The sequence below is a fragment of the Cohnella faecalis genome (genome assembly GCF_003570905.1).
GTDB lineage: Bacteria > Bacillota > Bacilli > Paenibacillales > Paenibacillaceae > Cohnella > Cohnella faecalis.
In genome coordinates, this window is record NZ_QXJM01000039.1 from 1,054,142 (window position 1) to 1,070,549 (window position 16,408).

Sequence of the window (16,408 nt, forward strand, 5' to 3'; positions counted from 1 at the left end):
CGGGATCAAGGAAATCGCTCGGAGGCTGAATCTTTCGGCCAGCACGGTTTCCCGGGCGTTGAACGGAGTATACGGAGTCAGAGCCTCTACGAAAGCTCTGGTGATCGAGACGGCCAAAGCAGTCGGCTACGTGCCCAATATGGGGGCGAAGCAGCTTGTAGGCAAGGGCAGCGGATTGATCGGCATTTTCGCTCCCGTCTTTCGAGGCGGCGTACATTCCGAATATTTGCTTAACTTTTACGATATGCTGCAGCTGGAGCTTCATAAATTCGGCAAGGACAGCCTCATTTTCGCGATCCCTTACGAAGATTATCCCGAGAATCGGTTAACGGAATGCGTTGGTTCCCGGAGCCTTGAAGGCTGCATCATCCTATCGCCGTTCGGGCAGGGACATCCTCTTATCGAGGAGGCGCTCAAGCTGGGCGTTCCGTTCGTTAACTTTGAAAGCGTTATCGGTCCTCATTGCTCCGCAATCGTCTCCGACGATAGGGAAGGAGGGAGAATCGCAGGCCGCTATTTGCTATCCCAAGGCCACCGGTGCTTCGCGTACATTAACGGTCCTCCGAAAGCCCGAGTCAGCCTGGAGAGATGGGACGGCTTTTGCGAGGCGCTTCGCGAAGGAGGAGTAAGCCAGGACAGCGTTCGCGTGCTGCAAGGCGATTTCTCCTGGGAGAGTGGCGTAAGAGCGGCGGAGGAGCTTCGGAATAGCGGCGCGGAGGTGACGGCAATCTTCAGCTCCAACGACCGGATGGCCACTGGGGCGATCATGAGGCTGGCCGAGCTGGGTCTATCCGTACCCGGCGATATTTCCGTCTTGGGATACGACGGAGATCCGTATACCGCGTACTTGAATCCGCCGCTGACGACAATCCGGCATGCTAGCGACCATGTCAGCTCCGATGTGGTGCTAAGACTGATGGAGCTCCAGCAAGGGCGGAGCGGCACGAGCGAACGGTATCCTCCCGTCTTATTGGAGAGAAAATCCGTTGCTGTACTCACGAAAGCTCATTCGGAGGGTGACACATGACAGAAGCATCGCAAAACATTATCCGCGCATCCGGCGTTATCCGGACCTTCGGCAGAGGCAGCGGCGCCGTTACCGTGCTCAAAGGAATAGACTTGTCGATTCCTTCCGGCAAGCTGATCGCCTTCAAGGGCCGTTCCGGCTCGGGCAAGACGACTCTCATTAACTTGCTCGGGGCTCTGGACCGGCCGACAGAGGGAACTATCGAATTCGACGGACGGGACATGACCGGGTTGTCCGACCGGGAACGGGATCAAATCCGGCGGACTCGAATGGGCCTTATTTTCCAATCGTTTGCCCTCATTCCTCTCATGTCCGCTTACGAGAATGTAGAGTTCGTGCTTAGAATCGCGGATTATCCCGCCAAGGACCGGCAGCGTGCCGCGGAAGCAGCGCTCGACCAGGTCGGGCTCAAGCCCCGTATGCATCATCGCCCTTTCGAAATGTCGGGAGGCGAGCAGCAGAGAACGGCCATCGCGCGCGCAATCGCCCATAAGCCCAAGCTTATTATGGCCGATGAACCGACCGCTGAGCTGGATAGCCGCACAGGCCTTCACATTATTAAAATTTTCAGGGATCTGGTGCAGCAGCAAGGCATTTCGGTAGTCCTCACAACGCACGATCCCGCCATAATGGAAATTGTCGATCAAGTCTACGAACTGGAGGATGGACAAATTGTCGCGCAACGTTAAATCGATCGCCGTCCTGACGGCTGCTCTCATGCTCGGAACCGCGTTGTCCGGCTGCTCGCTGCTTCCTAATGAGGAAGAGGCGCTTAAGCCACCGTTGGTCAAGCCGGCTCAGGAAAACTACCGGACCGTTAAAGCTGAGAAGGGAACCATTACGAAGGAAATCAAAGGAAACGGCGCTTTGGAATCGCTCTCTACGGATGTCGCCGAGTTCGCCGGTCAAGGCGGCCGAATCGATAAAATATACGTAAAACCCGGAGATACGGTGAAAAAGGGCGATGTGCTCGTTCAGCTTATTCTCGACGGAATGGACATTCAGCTGAAGGAGCAGCAGCTTACGCTGGAGCGGGCTAAGTATGCTTTCTCCCATACCGATCCGGCGGACGAAGAAGCGAGGAGACTCGCCGGCTTGCAGCGGGAGATTGAGCAGCTCAAATACGATCGGCTCAAAAAGCTGTTCGACGGCAAGTCGATCAAGGCTAATATCGATGGGGAAGTTGTGTTCGCGGAGAGTCTCAAAGAAGGAGATTTCGTAGAAGCGTACCAGAAACTCGTCGTGGTGGCGGATCCAAGCAAGCTTCGATTGTCGCTTTCTTTGGACACGAGCAGCGAAAATTATACGAATGTAGCTATAGGAAGCGAAGCGGAAATAACGATTAAAAGTACAAAGCTGAAAGGGAAGGTTGTTCAAACTCCTTCGTCCGCCCCAGTGACGCAAAATAAAGTTTTGGCTGCCAAATACGCCAACACGATGTACATAGAAGTTCCGGCAATATGGAGGGCGTGACAATCGGAACGCTTGCGAACGTCCGCATCATTACCGAAAAGCGGGATAATGCGATCAAAATTCCGCGCAGCGGACTTCGAAGCTATTTAGGGCGCGATTTCGTCCGCGTGCTGGAAGACGGCAGCAAGCTGCGCGAAATCGATGTCGAAATCGGAATTACGGGATCGACGGAAGTGGAAATATCGAAAGGGCTGGAAGAAGGCCAGATTGTCGTACTGCAGTAACAGACTGCGGTCGCATACGCGGAGCCATCCGCGGAGCAGCGTCCGACAGAATTCCGCTTTCAAGCGTGTCAGGGAGGCTTTTCAGTGGCCTTATTCGTTATGATTATCCGCAAGATGGCGCAGAACAAGTGGCTCGTCATCAGTTTGTTTTTGGGCATGCTCATGTCCGTCGCGCTTGTCAGCACGATGCCTATCTATTCCGAAGCGATTTTGTCCCGGATGCTGGTGAAAGATTTGGAGGAGCAGCAAACCGCCTCCAAGCAATACCCCGCCATTCATTACACGAAGCTTGGATTTGTAGTCGAGAAGCCGGAGAAGAGACGCCAAGTCATTGCCGAATTGAACCGGTTCATGAAGGAAGAAGCGGCACCGGGCTTTGCTATTCCCGTGAAGGAACTGACCACGGAATATCAGACGAAAGCGTTCGAGCTCGAAATAGAGGGGAAGCCGGTGGAAGTCGGAGAAAAGAAACCAACGACCACTCTCATGGCGATGAGCGGATTAAACGATCACATCAAGTTGAAGGACGGCCGCCTCGCTTCCGATCAGCCCGTTGACGGTGTCTACGAGGTGATGGTGACGCAGAAGGCGTTGATCGAATACAACTTTGTTCTCGGCCAAGTCATAAAGCTGGATGACGACAAGTTGAATCTGCATTTCAAAATCAAGCCTGTCGGCGTCTTTGAAAAAAAACAAGACGACGATCTGTACTTCCGAGCGCCGGATTTGTCCAACGTCAGCAGAGCCTTCGTCGTTAATGACAAGCTGTTCGATAAGGAGTTCTTGGCAGGCGGCAAAGCGCCGATTTTAGCTAGCAGTTGGTTTTTCGTGCTTGATTATTCCAAAATGGAATTGAGTACAATCGATAACTTTATAAACACCGACAAGCTTATTCAAGATAAGGCGAAGTCGATGGTTCAAGAGTACCAGCTTGATTACTGGGTTCCCGCAATGAAGACGATAGAGACCTACTTCGAGCGGTCGGAGCACCTATATAAGCTGATGTGGTCTCTGAACGTCCCCGTACTTATTATGCTTGGCTTTTATATGTTCATGGTGTCCAATCTGATCGTGGATCGGCAGAAGAATGAAATCGCTGTGCTGAGAAGCCGGGGGCTGCCAGATGGCAAATCGTGCTGGCGTTCGCTGTCGAAGGCCTTATTATTAGCGGAGCGGCGTTAGCGATCGGTCCGTTTCTCGGCATGGCTCTCGCCCAGGCTCTGGGGACGTCGAACGGCTTCCTCGAATTCGTTCAGCGATCGAGCATGAATGTACATTTGAATTCCAAAGCTTATGCATACGGAGGAATAGCCGCCGCCGTTTCGTTCGGAATGATGCTTATCCCTGTATTGCTCGCGACACGAACGTCCATCGTTGGGCATAAGCAGCAATTGGCTAGAATGACGAAAACGCCGCTATGGCACAAAATGTTTTTGGACGTTCTATTGCTCGGCGTGTCCATTTACGGATTGTATGAGTTCCGTTCGCGGCTGAAAGACGTAACTTCGCTAGGTCTTAACGCGGACGATTTGCAGATCGGTTCGCTTCAGTTTGTCATTCCGGCGTTGTTCATAGTCGGCTCCGGCTTGCTGCTGCTCCGGCTATACCCTTATCTGCTAAGTCTAATCTATTATATCGGACGAAAATGGTGGGCTCCGGCTTGGTATGCAACGCTTATTCAAGTTGGGCGATCCATTGCCCAGTATCAGTTTCTGATGGTCTTCCTGATCATTACGATCGCGACGGGAGTGTTCAGCGCCGGCGCGGCACGGACGATTAACAACAACATCGAAGAGAGAATCCGCTACGCGGCTGGCGCCGATATTTCCTTGAACTCGGTGTGGCAGAGCGACGCGACACCGATTTCTGCTTCATCGGGTCCTACGATGGCGTTCGCCCAGACCAAAACGACGGAGACGGCTTCCGCCATAAAAATCATTCACTACCTGGAGCCTCCGTTCGATCCTTACCGGAATCTCCCGGGAGTCGAGGAAGCGGCAAAAGTGTTTGTTAACGATTCCGCGACGTTTACCGCCGGGGAATCGAAAGGCTTCGCCAAGCTTATCGGAATCGACACGTATGATTTCGGCATGACTTCGTGGTTCAAAGACTATTTGAACGGTTATCCGTTGTACGAGTATATGAATTTGATGGCGGCCGATCCGCGCGCCGTTCTTATTTCCCGTACGCTTGCGGATACGATGAAGGTGAAGCAAGGAGATACGATTTTGGTTGGCTGGAACGAAGTTAACGAGAAGCCGTTCGTCGTATACGGCATCGTCGATTATTTTCCGACGTTTAATCCGAATCCGCCTCTCGGCTCCGTGAGCGCCGCCGATCCCAATGCGAAAGATGGCAAACCGATGCTGATCGTCGGGCACTTATCGAGAATCCAGATGCAGCTTGCGTTGGAGCCTTACCAAGTATGGTTGAAAATGAAGCCCGGTTTTTCGACTACGCAACTGTACGAAGGAATTGAGAAATCGAAATTAAGCGTAATCGATATCGTCAATTCCAAAGAAAATTTGGTGCTTGCGAAGAGAGATCCGTTCCTAATGGCCCTCAACGGCATTTTGACGCTTGGCTTCCTTATTTCCATCATTATTACGTTCTTCGGCTTCCTTCTCTACTGGATGCTGTCGTTAAAGGGAAGAACGCTTCAGAACGGCATTATGCGGGCGATCGGGCTATCGTTAAGGCAACTGCTCGGAATGTTGGCGCTGGAGCAGCTTCTGACGTCGGGGGTGGCGATTATGATCGGCGCTATCGTCGGCAACGTGACCGGCCGGCTTTTCGTGCCCAACTTTCAAATCGCCTTCAACCCTAGCACGCTTGTGCCGCCGTTCCGCGTCGTGTTCGCTCAGATTGATTTTGTGAGGTTGTACATCATCGTCGGCATTATGCTGCTGCTCGGTCTCGGCATTCTCGGTTACATGCTCTCTCGAATTCGTATACACCAAGCGCTGAAGCTGGGGGAGGACTAACCGATGATTCAATGCGAAGGCTTGGTCAAAATTTACAAGGCGGCCGACTTGGAAGTGTTCGCCCTGCAAGGACTCGATATGAACGTAGAAGCGGGCGAGCTGATGGCGATAATCGGCAACAGCGGAAGCGGAAAATCGACGCTGCTTAATATGCTGGGCGGATTGGATCGTCCCACTGCGGGCTCCTTGACGGTCAACGGCAAAAATATGCTGAAAATGTCGGAGCGGGATTTGGTAAGCTACAAGCGCGAGAGTGTCGGATTCGTCTGGCAAAATAACGCGCGCAACCTGATTCCGTATTTGACGGCGCTGGAGAACGTAGAGCTGCCGATTTTGCTGCAAGGCCGCCGCAAAAGGATGCGGGCGCTCGAGCTGCTGGAGGCGGTCGGTCTTACCCATCGCAAAAACAACAAGCTGCACCAGCTATCCGGAGGCGAACAGCAACGCGTGGCGATCGCTATTGCGCTCGCGAACGAGCCGAAGCTGCTGCTGGCTGACGAGCCGACGGGATCGCTCGATTCCCGAATGGCCGATCAAGTGTTGGATCTGTTCCGAGAGCTGAACCGGACGATCGGTATTACGATCGTCATCGTTACTCACGATCCTCTGCTGGCCAAGAAGGTGGACCGCGTCGTCGCTATCCGCGACGGCAAGATTTCCTCCGAGATGCTGCGGCGCAAGTCGTATGCGGAGGAGCTTGAAGAACTGGAACGCGGAATCGCGGCCGAAGAAGAGGATTCGCACGTCGAATATGCGATTCTCGATAAGGCCGGGCGCCTGCAGGTTCCAGCCGCATATTTGGAGTCGATAGGAGTCAAGGATTCGAACAAGGTGAAGCTGGAGCTGGCGGACGGCAAAATATTGCTGACATCGCCGGGAGCGCCGAAGAAGTCCGTCGATCCGGACAATTCGGAGGAAGCTTCGTAAGGAGCAGTTATGGCCGTCGCAAGGGAATCGATCCCTTGCGGCGGCTTTTTTGCGCTGCGGGATGCCTAGCTATGGGAGGAGCTCCTGCACATTTGGCGATTGGCGCGGGGCGGAGGTGCAACAGTGGTACGAGGTACCGTTCTTTCGGCGATTGGCGGGGTCGAGCGCGCAACAGTGGTACGAGGTACCATTCTTTTGGCGATTGGCGGGGACGGGCGCGCAACAGTGGTACGAGGTACCATTCTTTCAGCGATTGGCGGGGTCGAGCGCGCAACAGTGGCACGAGGTACCATTCTTTCGGCGATTGGCGGGGTCGAGCGCGCAACAGTGATACGAGGTACCATTCTTTCGGCGATTGGCGGGGTCGAGCGCGCAACAGTGGTACGAGGTACCATTCTTTCGGCGATTGGCGGGGACGGGCGCGCAACAGTGGTACGAGGTACCATTCTTTCAGCGATTGGCGGGGACGAGCGCGCAACAGTGGCACGAGGTACCATTCTTTCAGCGAATGGCGGGGACGAGCGCGCAACAGTGGCACGAGGTACCATTCTTTCAGCGAATGGCGGGGACGGGCGCGCAACAGTGGTACGAGGTACCATTCTTTCGGTGATTGGCGGGGACGAGCGCGCAACAGTGGTACGAGGTACCATTCTTTCGGCGATTGGCGGGGACGAGCGCGCAACAGTGGTACGAGGTACCATTCTTTCGGCGATTGGCGGGGTCGAGCGCGCAACAGTGGTACGAGGTACCATTCTTTCGGCGATTGGCGGGGGCGAGCGCGCAACAGTGGTACGAGGTACCATTCTTTCGGCGATTGGCGGGGACGGGCGCGCAACAGTGGTACGAGGTACCATTCTTTCGGCGATTGGCGGGGGCGAGCGCTCAACAGTGGTACGAGGTACCATTCTTTCGGCGATTGGCGGGGACGGGCGCGCAACAGTGGGACGAGGTACCATTCTTTCGGCGATTGGCGGGGTCGAGCGCGCAACAGTGGTACGAGGTACCATTCTTTCAGCGATTGGCGGGGACGGGCGCGCAACAGTGGTACGAGGTACCATTCTTTCGGCGATTGGCGGGGGCGAGCGCGCAACAGTGGTACGAGGTACCATTCTTTCGGCGATTGGCGGGGTCGAACGCTCAACAGTGGTACGAGGTACCATTCTTTCGGCGATTGGCGGGGACGGGCGCGCAACAGTGGTACGAGGTACCATTCTTTCAGCGATTGGCGGGGGCGAGCGCGCAACAGTGGCACGAGGTACCATTCTTTCAGCGAATGGCGGGGACGAACGCTCAACAGTGGTACGAGGTACCATTCTTTCGGCGATTGGCGGGGGCGAGCGCTCAACAGCGGTACGAGGTACCATTCTTTCGGCGATTGGCGGGGTTGAACCGCCCAACAGAAAACCTCCCGGATATCCCATCCGATAGGTTTTCTGTTATGCTTTAGGCGAATGCTATAACAACAATATCCTTATCGGGGAGATACAGGTTATGTACAAGCTGCTGCTGGTGGACGATGAAGCTGACGTTCGGGAGGGCGTGCTTCGCGAAATCGAATGGGAGGCGAACGGGTTCGAGATTGTCGACGTAGCCGAGAACGGCCGCGAAGCTCTGGAGATGACCGAGATATGGGAGCCCGACGTCGTCGTCACCGATATCCGGATGCCGTTCATGGACGGGCTGCAGCTGTCCGAGCGGCTGCGAGCTTCCTATCCGGCTACGAAAATCATTATCCTTACCGGCTTCGACGAATTCGAGTACGCTCGCAAAGCGATACATCTTCAGGTCGAGGAGTTCGTGCTGAAGCCGTTTTCCGCCGGGGAGCTGCTCCAGTCGCTGCACAAGGTCAAGCTCAGGCTGGATGCCGAGATGGCGGAACGCGAGAATATCGATACGCTTCAAGGCCATTACCGGAGGAGTCTCCCGCTGCTGCGAGAGATATTCCTTGGAACGCTCGTAACCCGCAATCTGAGCGAGCGGGACATTGCCGAAAAGACGGATCACTACGGTCTTGTCCTGCAAGGCAGCCACTACACCGTATCCGTGCTCCATCTGGACAAGGCCAATAATGCCGCAAGCGGCAACGCTTCCTCCGGCGCCGAGCCTTCCGCCGGCAGATCGCTCCGCGAGTCTCCCGATTTCGAGCTGCAAAGCTTCGCCGTTCGCAACATCGCCGAAGAGATTGTCGACCGCGTCCAAGCGGGCTGCGTGTTCCAGCACAATGATCGTGTCGTCGTTCTGGGCGTCTCCTCGGAGAACGACGGCAATCTCGTGCGCAGCCAAGCGCTCTCATTGCTCGAGGAGATCCGCCAAAGCGTAGAGAAGTTCTTGAAGCTGTCCGTTACGATCGGCATTGGAGCCGCGACCGCCAAGCTAACGGAACTCAAATACGTCTATGACGACGCCATCGCCGCCCTCGACTACCGTCTGCTGCTCGGCAACAATCGCGTCATCTCCATCGAGGATGTGGAGACGCGCCATTCCGCTCCCGTCCGCTACGACGAGCTGCAGGAGCAATCGCTTCTTCGATGCCTGAAAGTCGGCAATGCCGCCGAGATGGAAGCGATTGTCGAACAGCTTTTCGCTCCTTACATTAGCGCGGTGCAGCCTATATCCATCCTCGACGCCCAGGTGTTCCTTCTCCAGCTCGCGACGACGATGCTCAAAGCGGCTCAGGATACGGACAACGGCGCAGGCGGACCGTTCGACGGAGGAATGAATCCGCTCAAGGAGCTGACGCAGTTCGGAAGCCTGCTCGAAGCGCGGGCTTGGGTCGTCTCCACGTGCGCGGCTATGATGGGGCGTATCGCGATCGTACGCCAGACCGCTTATCGCTCGCTGGTGGAGGAGGCGCGGCAATATACGAAGGCGAACTATTCCGACAGCGAGATCAACATCGCCAAAGTGTGCGCCCACCTCCATATTAGCTCGGGCTATTTCAGCAGCATTTTCAAGAAGGAAACGAAAATGACCTACATGGGCTACCTGCTGCACATCCGAATGGAAACGGCCAAGGAGCTGCTGCTTTCCACCGACCTGAAGACGTTCGAAATCGCCGAGAAGGTCGGCTACTCGGACCCGAATTACTTCAGCTTCAGCTTCAAGAAGCATGTTGGACAGTCGCCTAAGGAATATCGCAGCCGGGCGGAAGGAGAATCGGCGACGTGAGAAAGCTGCTGCGGTTTCGGCTCTATCGATTCAAGAGCATTCAATTTCTGATCGCCGTATCGTTCACCGTTATGACCGTTCTCGTCGTTTTTTTCGTAAGCGCAGTTCTCTATGACAAGTTCAACCAAACGGCGGAAAACAACACTTCTCTTGCCAATCAGCAAGTCATTTATCAAGTGGCTATCAATCTCGACAGCTACATCCGCAGCTTGACGATAACCTTCAATGCGATTGAAAGCAAAATTCAGAATGCGGACGGCGAGTTCCAGGGCTTGAAGCTGACCGAGCAGCTCGACACGATATTCAGCACGCGCGAGGATCTCGTCACGGTCGCGGTATTCACGGAGGACGGGGAGCGTCTTGGGGCGCTGCCTGCCGCGGATATGCGGACGAACACCCATCTGACGAGCCAGAGCTGGTTTCGTTCCGCAGTCGAGAATCCCAACCACCTGAGCTTTTCCGTTCCCCACGTTCAGAATTTGTTCAAAGACAGATACAAGTGGGTCGTGTCGATGAGCAAAGGGATCAAGCTGAATATCGACGGCGTGGAGAAAAATGCGGTTCTTCTCGTGGACGCCAACTTCAAACGGATCGATGATTTATCCCGCAGCGTAAAGCTGGGGCAAAAAGGCTATGCTTACATCATCGACGAGTCTGCGGGGAATATCATTTACCATCCCCAGCAACAGCTCATTTACGCCGGATTGAAGTATGAGAACGTCGAGCAGGCGCTTAGCTTCTCGTTCGGCAGCTTCTTCGACAATTCGACCGGCGTCGATCGCCTCATCACGATCCAAACCGTCGGCAACGTAGGCTGGAAAATCGTCGGCGTTTCCTATATGGACGAAATCGTCACGACACGCAAGGAAATTACGAGCTTCCTCGGCTGGCTGCTGGGGGCGGTCATGATTTTCGTCTTGCTCATTACGTGGTATATGTCGGCGAAAATATCGCAGCCGATCAAGAGGCTGGAGAAGTCGATGCAGCTCGTCGAGCGCGGCAACTTCGACATTACGATTCCGATCCGGCGCGACGACGAGGTCGGCAGGCTGTCGAGAAGGTTCAACCTTATGGTGACCCGGATCCGGGAGCTTATGGGCCAGAACATCCAGGAGCAGGAAGCGAAGCGAAAGAGCGAGCTCGAAGTGCTGCAATCGCAAATTCACCCGCACTTCCTGTACAACACGCTCAATTCCGTCGTACGGCTGGCGGGAACGGGCAAGACCGACGAAGTGATCCGAATGATTACTTCCTTGTCCAAATTTTTCCGGATCAGCTTGTCCAGAGGCCAGCACATTATTCCGGTTGCGGACGAGCTTGAGCATATTCGGAACTACCTCATCATTCAGAGCATGCGCTACAAAAATAAATTCGATTACACCATCGAAGCCGAAGAGGAAGCGCTAGAGTGCCGGACGATGAAGCTTGTTCTGCAGCCGATTGTCGAGAATGCGATTTACCACGGCATCGAGCCGGGGGCGGACGACGGCCATATTTTCATCACCGCATCTATCGTTGACGGCAAGCTTCGCATGAGGGTTAGAGACGACGGAATCGGGATGGCGCAGAACAAGCTCGCGAGCCTTCTCGCTCAGGACGCCGGAGGCAAAGTTTCGGAAGGGTCGGGAATCGGCTTGCGCAACGTGCATGAGCGGATTCGGCTCCATTTTGGCGAGGAATACGGCTTGCGCATCGAGAGCGAACGCGAAGAGGGAACGACCGTCGATATTTGGCTTCCTTGCCTGAAGGAGGAGATGAGGTCATGATGCGGATTGGAGCTTGCATGCTTGTCTCGCTGGTACTAATGGCTGGCTTGCTGAACGGATGCTCCCGCAAAGGAGAAATCCGTACCGCTCCGGAAAGGCAGACCAACGTAGCGTTAATCGTCAAAGATCGGTCGGGCGAGTTCTGGAAGACGGTCAAGATGGGCGCGGAAGCGGCAGCCAAGGAATTCAATGTGAACTTGATGTTCGACGGAACCGACAGCGAGACGGACGCTTCCGAACAATCGGCGTTAGTAGAGAAGTACGTAGCATACGGCGCGAATGCCATCGTGCTGGCATCGGAAGACTATGTCAAGCTGGCAAAAGCGGTCGAGGCGGCGGACCGCAAGGGAGCATCCGTAATAGCGATCGAATCGGAGGTCGACTCTCCGAAGGTTCGCAGCTTCATCGGAATCGACAATTACGAAGCCGGCAGACAGGCCGCCCGCAAGATGAGCGAGGTGGCCGGCGCCAAAGGAAGCTTCGTCATCATCGGCCATTCGAGCGGCGATCGGAATTCCGCCCAGCGCGAGAAAGGCATACGGGACGAATGGGCTGCGACTCCCGGCATTAAGATCGAGGAGACGGTTTATTGCGGCTCGGAAAAAGGCTCGTGCAAGAAAAAGACCGAGGAGCTGTTGATGCGGCAAGGGCAGCTTGACGGCATTCTTGCGTTGAACGCCGCCGCTTCCGCGGAAGCGGCGAGTGAGATCGAGGCCATGAATAGGCAAGGCAAGGTCAAGCTCGTTGCGTTCGACAACTCGCCGGAGGAGCTCGAATGGCTTCAGGAAGGCGTCATTCAGGCGACCGTCATCCAAAATCCGTTCAGCATGGGCTATTTGGGCGTGAAGACGGCTGTCGATGCGATTAATCGCGAGAAGGTCGCAAAGCGCACGGTGACGGAGACAAAGGTGATCGACGCGGAGAGCATGTTCTGGTCGGACAATCAGAAGATGCTGTTTCCTTTCGTGCAATAGCTGCATTTTGAAGGTGATGAGGATTTCGATAGAACAGAGGAGAATTTTGAATTCGAATCGGAGGCGGAATGATAGATAATAAGCTCGTAGCAATCAAACAAAGAAGTTTTGGGAGGGCCACGTAATGAAAAAGAAATGGATTCCGCTTGTGGTAGTGGGGGCGCTCGCAGTTACGGCTCTGGCCGCATGCGGCAAATCGGACGACAAAGCGAGCGAGTCGGCCGGCGGCGACAAAGGTAACAGCAAAATCGGCGTAGCCATCTACAAATTCGATGACACGTTCATGTCCGGCGTACGCGCGGCGATCGAAGGCGCGGCGAGCGGCAAAGCGACTCTCGACATCGTCGACAGCCAGAACTCGCAGCCGACTCAGAACGACAAGGTCGATCTGTTCGTATCCAAAAAGTACGGAGCTATGGCGATCAACCCGGTCGACCGCACGGCGGCAGGCGTCATTATCGACAAGGCGAAGGACGCCGACATTCCTGTCGTCTTCCTGAATCGCGAGCCTAGCGCGGACGATATGAAGAAATGGGACAAAGTATACTACGTCGGCGCGAAAGCCGAGCAATCCGGCACGATGGAAGGCGAGCTGCTCGCCGAGTATTGGAAAGCGCATCCTGAGATGGACACCAACAAAGACGGCGTTCTCCAATACATCATGCTGAAAGGCGAGCCGGGCCACCAAGACGCCGAGCTTCGCACGAAATTTTCCATCAAGGCCATCGAAGATGCTGGCATCAAGGTTGAGAAGCTGGCGGAAGATACCGCTATGTGGGATCGCGTAAAAGCGCAGGACAAAATGCAGACGTTCCTGTCGGCGCACGGTTCGAAAATCGAAGCCGTTCTCGCCAACAACGACGACATGGCTCTCGGCGCTATCGAAGCGCTGAAAGCGGCAGGCTACTTCAAAGACGGCAAGTTCCTTCCGGTCGTCGGCGTAGACGCGACGGCTCCAGCTCTTCAAGCGCTGTCCGACGGCACGCTGCTCGGAACGGTTCTGAACGACGCCAAAAATCAGGGCAAAGCGACATTCGAGCTTGCGAACGTTCTATCCAAAGGCGAGACGCCTTCGAAGGACAACACGGGCTACGACATCACGGACGGCAAGTACGTCTGGATCGCGTACAAGAAAATTACGAAAGACAACATGAACGACGCAAAATAAAAAAACGGGAATGAAGCGGGGAGGAAGCTGCGCAGCTGTTGGCGCGCCGCCCCCCGCTTTTCTTATACCCTTTTACATGGTTAGGAGCGTGAAACCAGTGACTAAATCTACCTATTTGCTCGAGATGGACGGCATTGCCAAGTCGTTTCCCGGTGTTAAAGCGCTGGACAACGTCACCCTGAATGTGCGTCCGGGAACGGTGCATGCGTTAATGGGTGAGAATGGCGCCGGCAAATCGACGCTCATGAAATGCCTGTTCGGAATCTATACGCCTGACGAAGGTGAAATCCGCATGAACGGAGAGAAGCTCGTTCTCGCGAATTCGAAGGCGGCGCTCGGCAGCGGCATCGCCATGATTCATCAAGAGCTTCACCCGGTTCCCCGGAGAAATGTGATGGAGAACATTTGGCTGGGCCGTTTTCCGCTTCATAACTTCGGCGTGCTGAAATTTATCGACGGCAAAAAGATGTTCCGCGACACCGAGAAGCTGTTCCAGGAGCTTGGGATGGATATCGATCCGCACGAAATGGTCGGACGCCTGTCGGTCTCGAAGGTGCAATCGCTCGAAATCGCCAAGGCGGTATCCTATAACGCCAAAGTCATCATTATGGATGAGCCGACGTCATCGCTTACGGGCAACGAGGTCGAGCAGCTGTTCCGGATTATCGACGACTTGAAGAAGCGCGGCGTGTCCATTATTTACATTTCTCACAAAATGGAAGAAATATTGCGAATTTCCGACGACGTTACGATCATGAGGGACGGCCGGAAAATAGGCACTTGGCCGGCGGCCGAATTGACCACGGATTTGATCATCTCGAAGATGGTCGGCCGCGATTTGACGGAGCGTTATCCCGAGCGGACGAATGTACCGGGAGACTCGCTGCTGAAGGTGGAGGGGCTGACCTCTCCGTACCGAAATTCGTTCAAGAACGTATCGTTCGAGCTGCGAAAAGGCGAAATTCTCGGCGTGGGCGGCCTCGTAGGCGCGCAGCGGACCGAGCTGATCGAAGCGCTGTTCGGCCTTCGCTCCGTGGAGTCCGGTCAACTGTCGCTTCGCGGCCAGCCGATCAAAATTCGCAAGCCGATCGACGCCATCCGCAACAAAATCGCACTCCTGACCGAAGAACGTCGCGTCACCGGCATTTTTCCCGTCCTGTCGGTGCTTGAAAATACGGTAATCGCAAGTCAGAAAAATTACGAGAAGTTCGGATTTCTGAATAATCGTTCCCGCCGGGAAGTTTCCGAGGAAGGTGTCAGAAGATTGAGCACGAAGACGCCTTCCGTCAACACGCAAATTCGTTATTTATCGGGAGGCAACCAGCAGAAGGTGCTGCTGTCGCGCTGGCTGCTCACCGATCCCGACATTTTGCTCCTCGACGAACCGACGCGCGGAATCGATGTCGGCGCCAAGTTCGAAATCTACTCGATCATCGCCGATTTGGCCAAGCAAGGCAAAAGCATCATTATGATTTCGTCGGAAATGCCCGAGCTGCTTGGCATGTCCGATCGGATCATGGTCATGTGCGAAGGCAGACTAACCGGCATCGTGGACGGCAAAACCGCGACGGAAGAAGAAATCATGCGGCTGGCCGCCCAGCATTCGGCCTAAAGAGGGGGATCACCATGAACGCAAGCGCCAAAAAAATAAACCTGTTCCTGACGCAATACGCCATCTACATCGTTCTCGTGCTCCTTATTGCAGGGATCGCGCTGTACGATACGAACTTTCTGTCGCTAGGCTCGCTTCAGAACATTCTCTATCAGAATTCAACAAAGGCGATTATCGCTCTCGGAGCCGCATTCATCCTTATTACAGGCGGGACGGACTTGTCCGCGGGCCGCGTCGTCGGGCTGTCGGCCGTTATATCCGCTTCGATGCTGCAAATGGCCGATTATCCGCAGAAGTTTTTTCCGAATATTGGCGAGCTGCCGATTTTCGTTCCTGTTTTGCTCGCTATTGCGGTCGGCCTCATTGTCGGCTTGATTAACGGCCTTGTCGTCTCGAAGCTGAACGTTCCGCCGTTCATCGCGACACTCGGCACGATGGTTATCGTCTACGGCGCCAACTCGCTGTACTTCGATATGCCGCCTAACAATTCCCAACCGATCGGCGGTCTGCGCGCAGGCTTCACGAAGCTAGGCACCGGTTCCATCGAGCTCGGGCCGTTCAAGCTGCACTATCTGGTTATCATTGCGATCATCGTAGCGCTTATCTGCTGGGTCATCTTCAACAAGACGCGGCTCGGCAAAAACATGTACGCCATCGGCGGCAACGTTCAAGCGGCGCATGTATCCGGCATTAACGTCTCGCGCAACCTGATTATGATCTATTCGTTCGCGGGCGCATTGTACGGTCTTGCAGGCGTGCTCGAAGCAGCCAAATCGGGCGGCGCTTCCAATAACTACGGCAACATGTACGAGCTCGATGCGATCGCGGCGTGCGTCGTCGGCGGCGTATCGACGGCCGGCGGCATCGGAACGGTTCCCGGCGTTATGGCGGGCGTCATGATTTTCGGCGTTATCAACTACGGGCTTACCTTCATCGGCGTCAACCCGAACTACCAGCTCGTCATTAAAGGTTTGATCATCGTCGTCGCTGTCGCGATCGACATTCGCAAATATTTGGCTAAAAAGTAAGCGATCGTACGTTCAGCTTAGATTGACTCGCATAGAAAAAAGCGGTCGGCGCAGGTC

At 54.9% G+C, this 16,408-nt stretch carries 13 protein-coding genes; all 13 read left to right on the plus strand.

Annotated features, from left to right (window positions below; genetic code table 11):
* Positions 1 to 13 precede the first annotated feature (13 nt).
* Positions 14 to 1,027, plus strand: coding sequence for a LacI family DNA-binding transcriptional regulator (locus D3H35_RS17750; RefSeq protein ID WP_267901422.1), 1,014 nt, complete (start codon positions 14 to 16; stop codon positions 1,025 to 1,027).
* A complete protein-coding gene (locus D3H35_RS17755) occupies positions 1,024 to 1,716 on the plus strand; it encodes an ABC transporter ATP-binding protein (RefSeq protein ID WP_119150569.1) in 693 nt (230 codons plus the stop codon). Before D3H35_RS17750 ends, D3H35_RS17755 begins: the two co-directional genes overlap by 4 nt.
* On the plus strand, positions 1,700 to 2,500 hold the full coding sequence (locus D3H35_RS17760; protein WP_158594162.1) for an efflux RND transporter periplasmic adaptor subunit: 801 nt from the start codon (positions 1,700 to 1,702) through the stop codon (positions 2,498 to 2,500). Before D3H35_RS17755 ends, D3H35_RS17760 begins: the two co-directional genes overlap by 17 nt.
* Positions 2,488 to 2,724 carry an efflux RND transporter periplasmic adaptor subunit gene (locus D3H35_RS17765; RefSeq protein ID WP_147355876.1) on the plus strand — a complete coding sequence of 79 codons (237 nt, stop codon included), beginning with the start codon at positions 2,488 to 2,490 and terminating at the stop codon, positions 2,722 to 2,724. Before D3H35_RS17760 ends, D3H35_RS17765 begins: the two co-directional genes overlap by 13 nt.
* An 84-nt stretch (positions 2,725 to 2,808) precedes the next feature.
* Entirely contained in the window at positions 2,809 to 3,906 is a 1,098-nt protein-coding gene (locus D3H35_RS17770) for a hypothetical protein (protein ID WP_119150572.1), read from the plus strand.
* The gene (locus tag D3H35_RS17775) at positions 3,858 to 5,708 is read left to right on the plus strand and encodes an ABC transporter permease (protein WP_119150573.1); all 1,851 of its coding nucleotides are present in this window, start codon (positions 3,858 to 3,860) and stop codon (positions 5,706 to 5,708) included. The genes D3H35_RS17770 and D3H35_RS17775 overlap by 49 nt, the downstream gene beginning before the upstream one ends.
* Before the next feature lie 3 nt (positions 5,709 to 5,711).
* Entirely contained in the window at positions 5,712 to 6,635 is a 924-nt protein-coding gene (locus D3H35_RS17780) for an ABC transporter ATP-binding protein (RefSeq protein WP_119150574.1), read from the plus strand.
* A gap of 1,491 nt (positions 6,636 to 8,126) precedes the next feature.
* Positions 8,127 to 9,803: a response regulator transcription factor gene (locus tag D3H35_RS17795; protein WP_119150577.1), complete on the plus strand. Its 1,677-nt coding sequence runs from the start codon at positions 8,127 to 8,129 to the stop codon at positions 9,801 to 9,803.
* Positions 9,800 to 11,569 (plus strand): sensor histidine kinase, encoded by a 1,770-nt coding sequence (locus D3H35_RS17800; protein WP_233567980.1) that lies wholly within the window; start codon positions 9,800 to 9,802, stop codon positions 11,567 to 11,569. The genes D3H35_RS17795 and D3H35_RS17800 overlap by 4 nt, the downstream gene beginning before the upstream one ends.
* Entirely contained in the window at positions 11,566 to 12,543 is a 978-nt protein-coding gene (locus tag D3H35_RS17805) for a substrate-binding domain-containing protein (RefSeq protein WP_119150578.1), read from the plus strand. The genes D3H35_RS17800 and D3H35_RS17805 overlap by 4 nt, the downstream gene beginning before the upstream one ends.
* Before the next feature lie 124 nt (positions 12,544 to 12,667).
* Complete coding sequence (locus tag D3H35_RS17810; RefSeq protein ID WP_119150579.1) at positions 12,668 to 13,711, plus strand: galactose ABC transporter substrate-binding protein; 1,044 nt, start codon at positions 12,668 to 12,670, stop codon at positions 13,709 to 13,711.
* Between the two features lie 97 nt (positions 13,712 to 13,808).
* Positions 13,809 to 15,323, plus strand: a complete 1,515-nt coding sequence (locus D3H35_RS17815) for a sugar ABC transporter ATP-binding protein (RefSeq protein ID WP_199728537.1) — start codon at positions 13,809 to 13,811, stop codon at positions 15,321 to 15,323.
* Between the two features lie 14 nt (positions 15,324 to 15,337).
* On the plus strand, positions 15,338 to 16,351 hold the full coding sequence (gene mglC, locus D3H35_RS17820) for a galactose/methyl galactoside ABC transporter permease MglC (RefSeq protein ID WP_119150581.1): 1,014 nt from the start codon (positions 15,338 to 15,340) through the stop codon (positions 16,349 to 16,351).
* Positions 16,352 to 16,408 lie beyond the last annotated feature (57 nt).

Bases quoted from the DNA above. Each gene is read 5' to 3' on its own strand.
- D3H35_RS17755 (WP_119150569.1), top strand. From the start codon at position 1,024: ATGACAGAAGCATCGCAAAACATTATCCGCGCATCCGGCGTTATCCGG.
- D3H35_RS17765 (WP_147355876.1), top strand. From the start codon at position 2,488: ATGGAGGGCGTGACAATCGGAACGCTTGCGAACGTCCGCATCATTACC.
- D3H35_RS17780 (WP_119150574.1), top strand. From the start codon at position 5,712: ATGATTCAATGCGAAGGCTTGGTCAAAATTTACAAGGCGGCCGACTTG.
- D3H35_RS17795 (WP_119150577.1), top strand. From the start codon at position 8,127: ATGTACAAGCTGCTGCTGGTGGACGATGAAGCTGACGTTCGGGAGGGC.
- D3H35_RS17805 (WP_119150578.1), top strand. From the start codon at position 11,566: ATGATGCGGATTGGAGCTTGCATGCTTGTCTCGCTGGTACTAATGGCT.
- D3H35_RS17810 (WP_119150579.1), top strand. From the start codon at position 12,668: ATGAAAAAGAAATGGATTCCGCTTGTGGTAGTGGGGGCGCTCGCAGTT.
- mglC (WP_119150581.1), top strand. From the start codon at position 15,338: ATGAACGCAAGCGCCAAAAAAATAAACCTGTTCCTGACGCAATACGCC.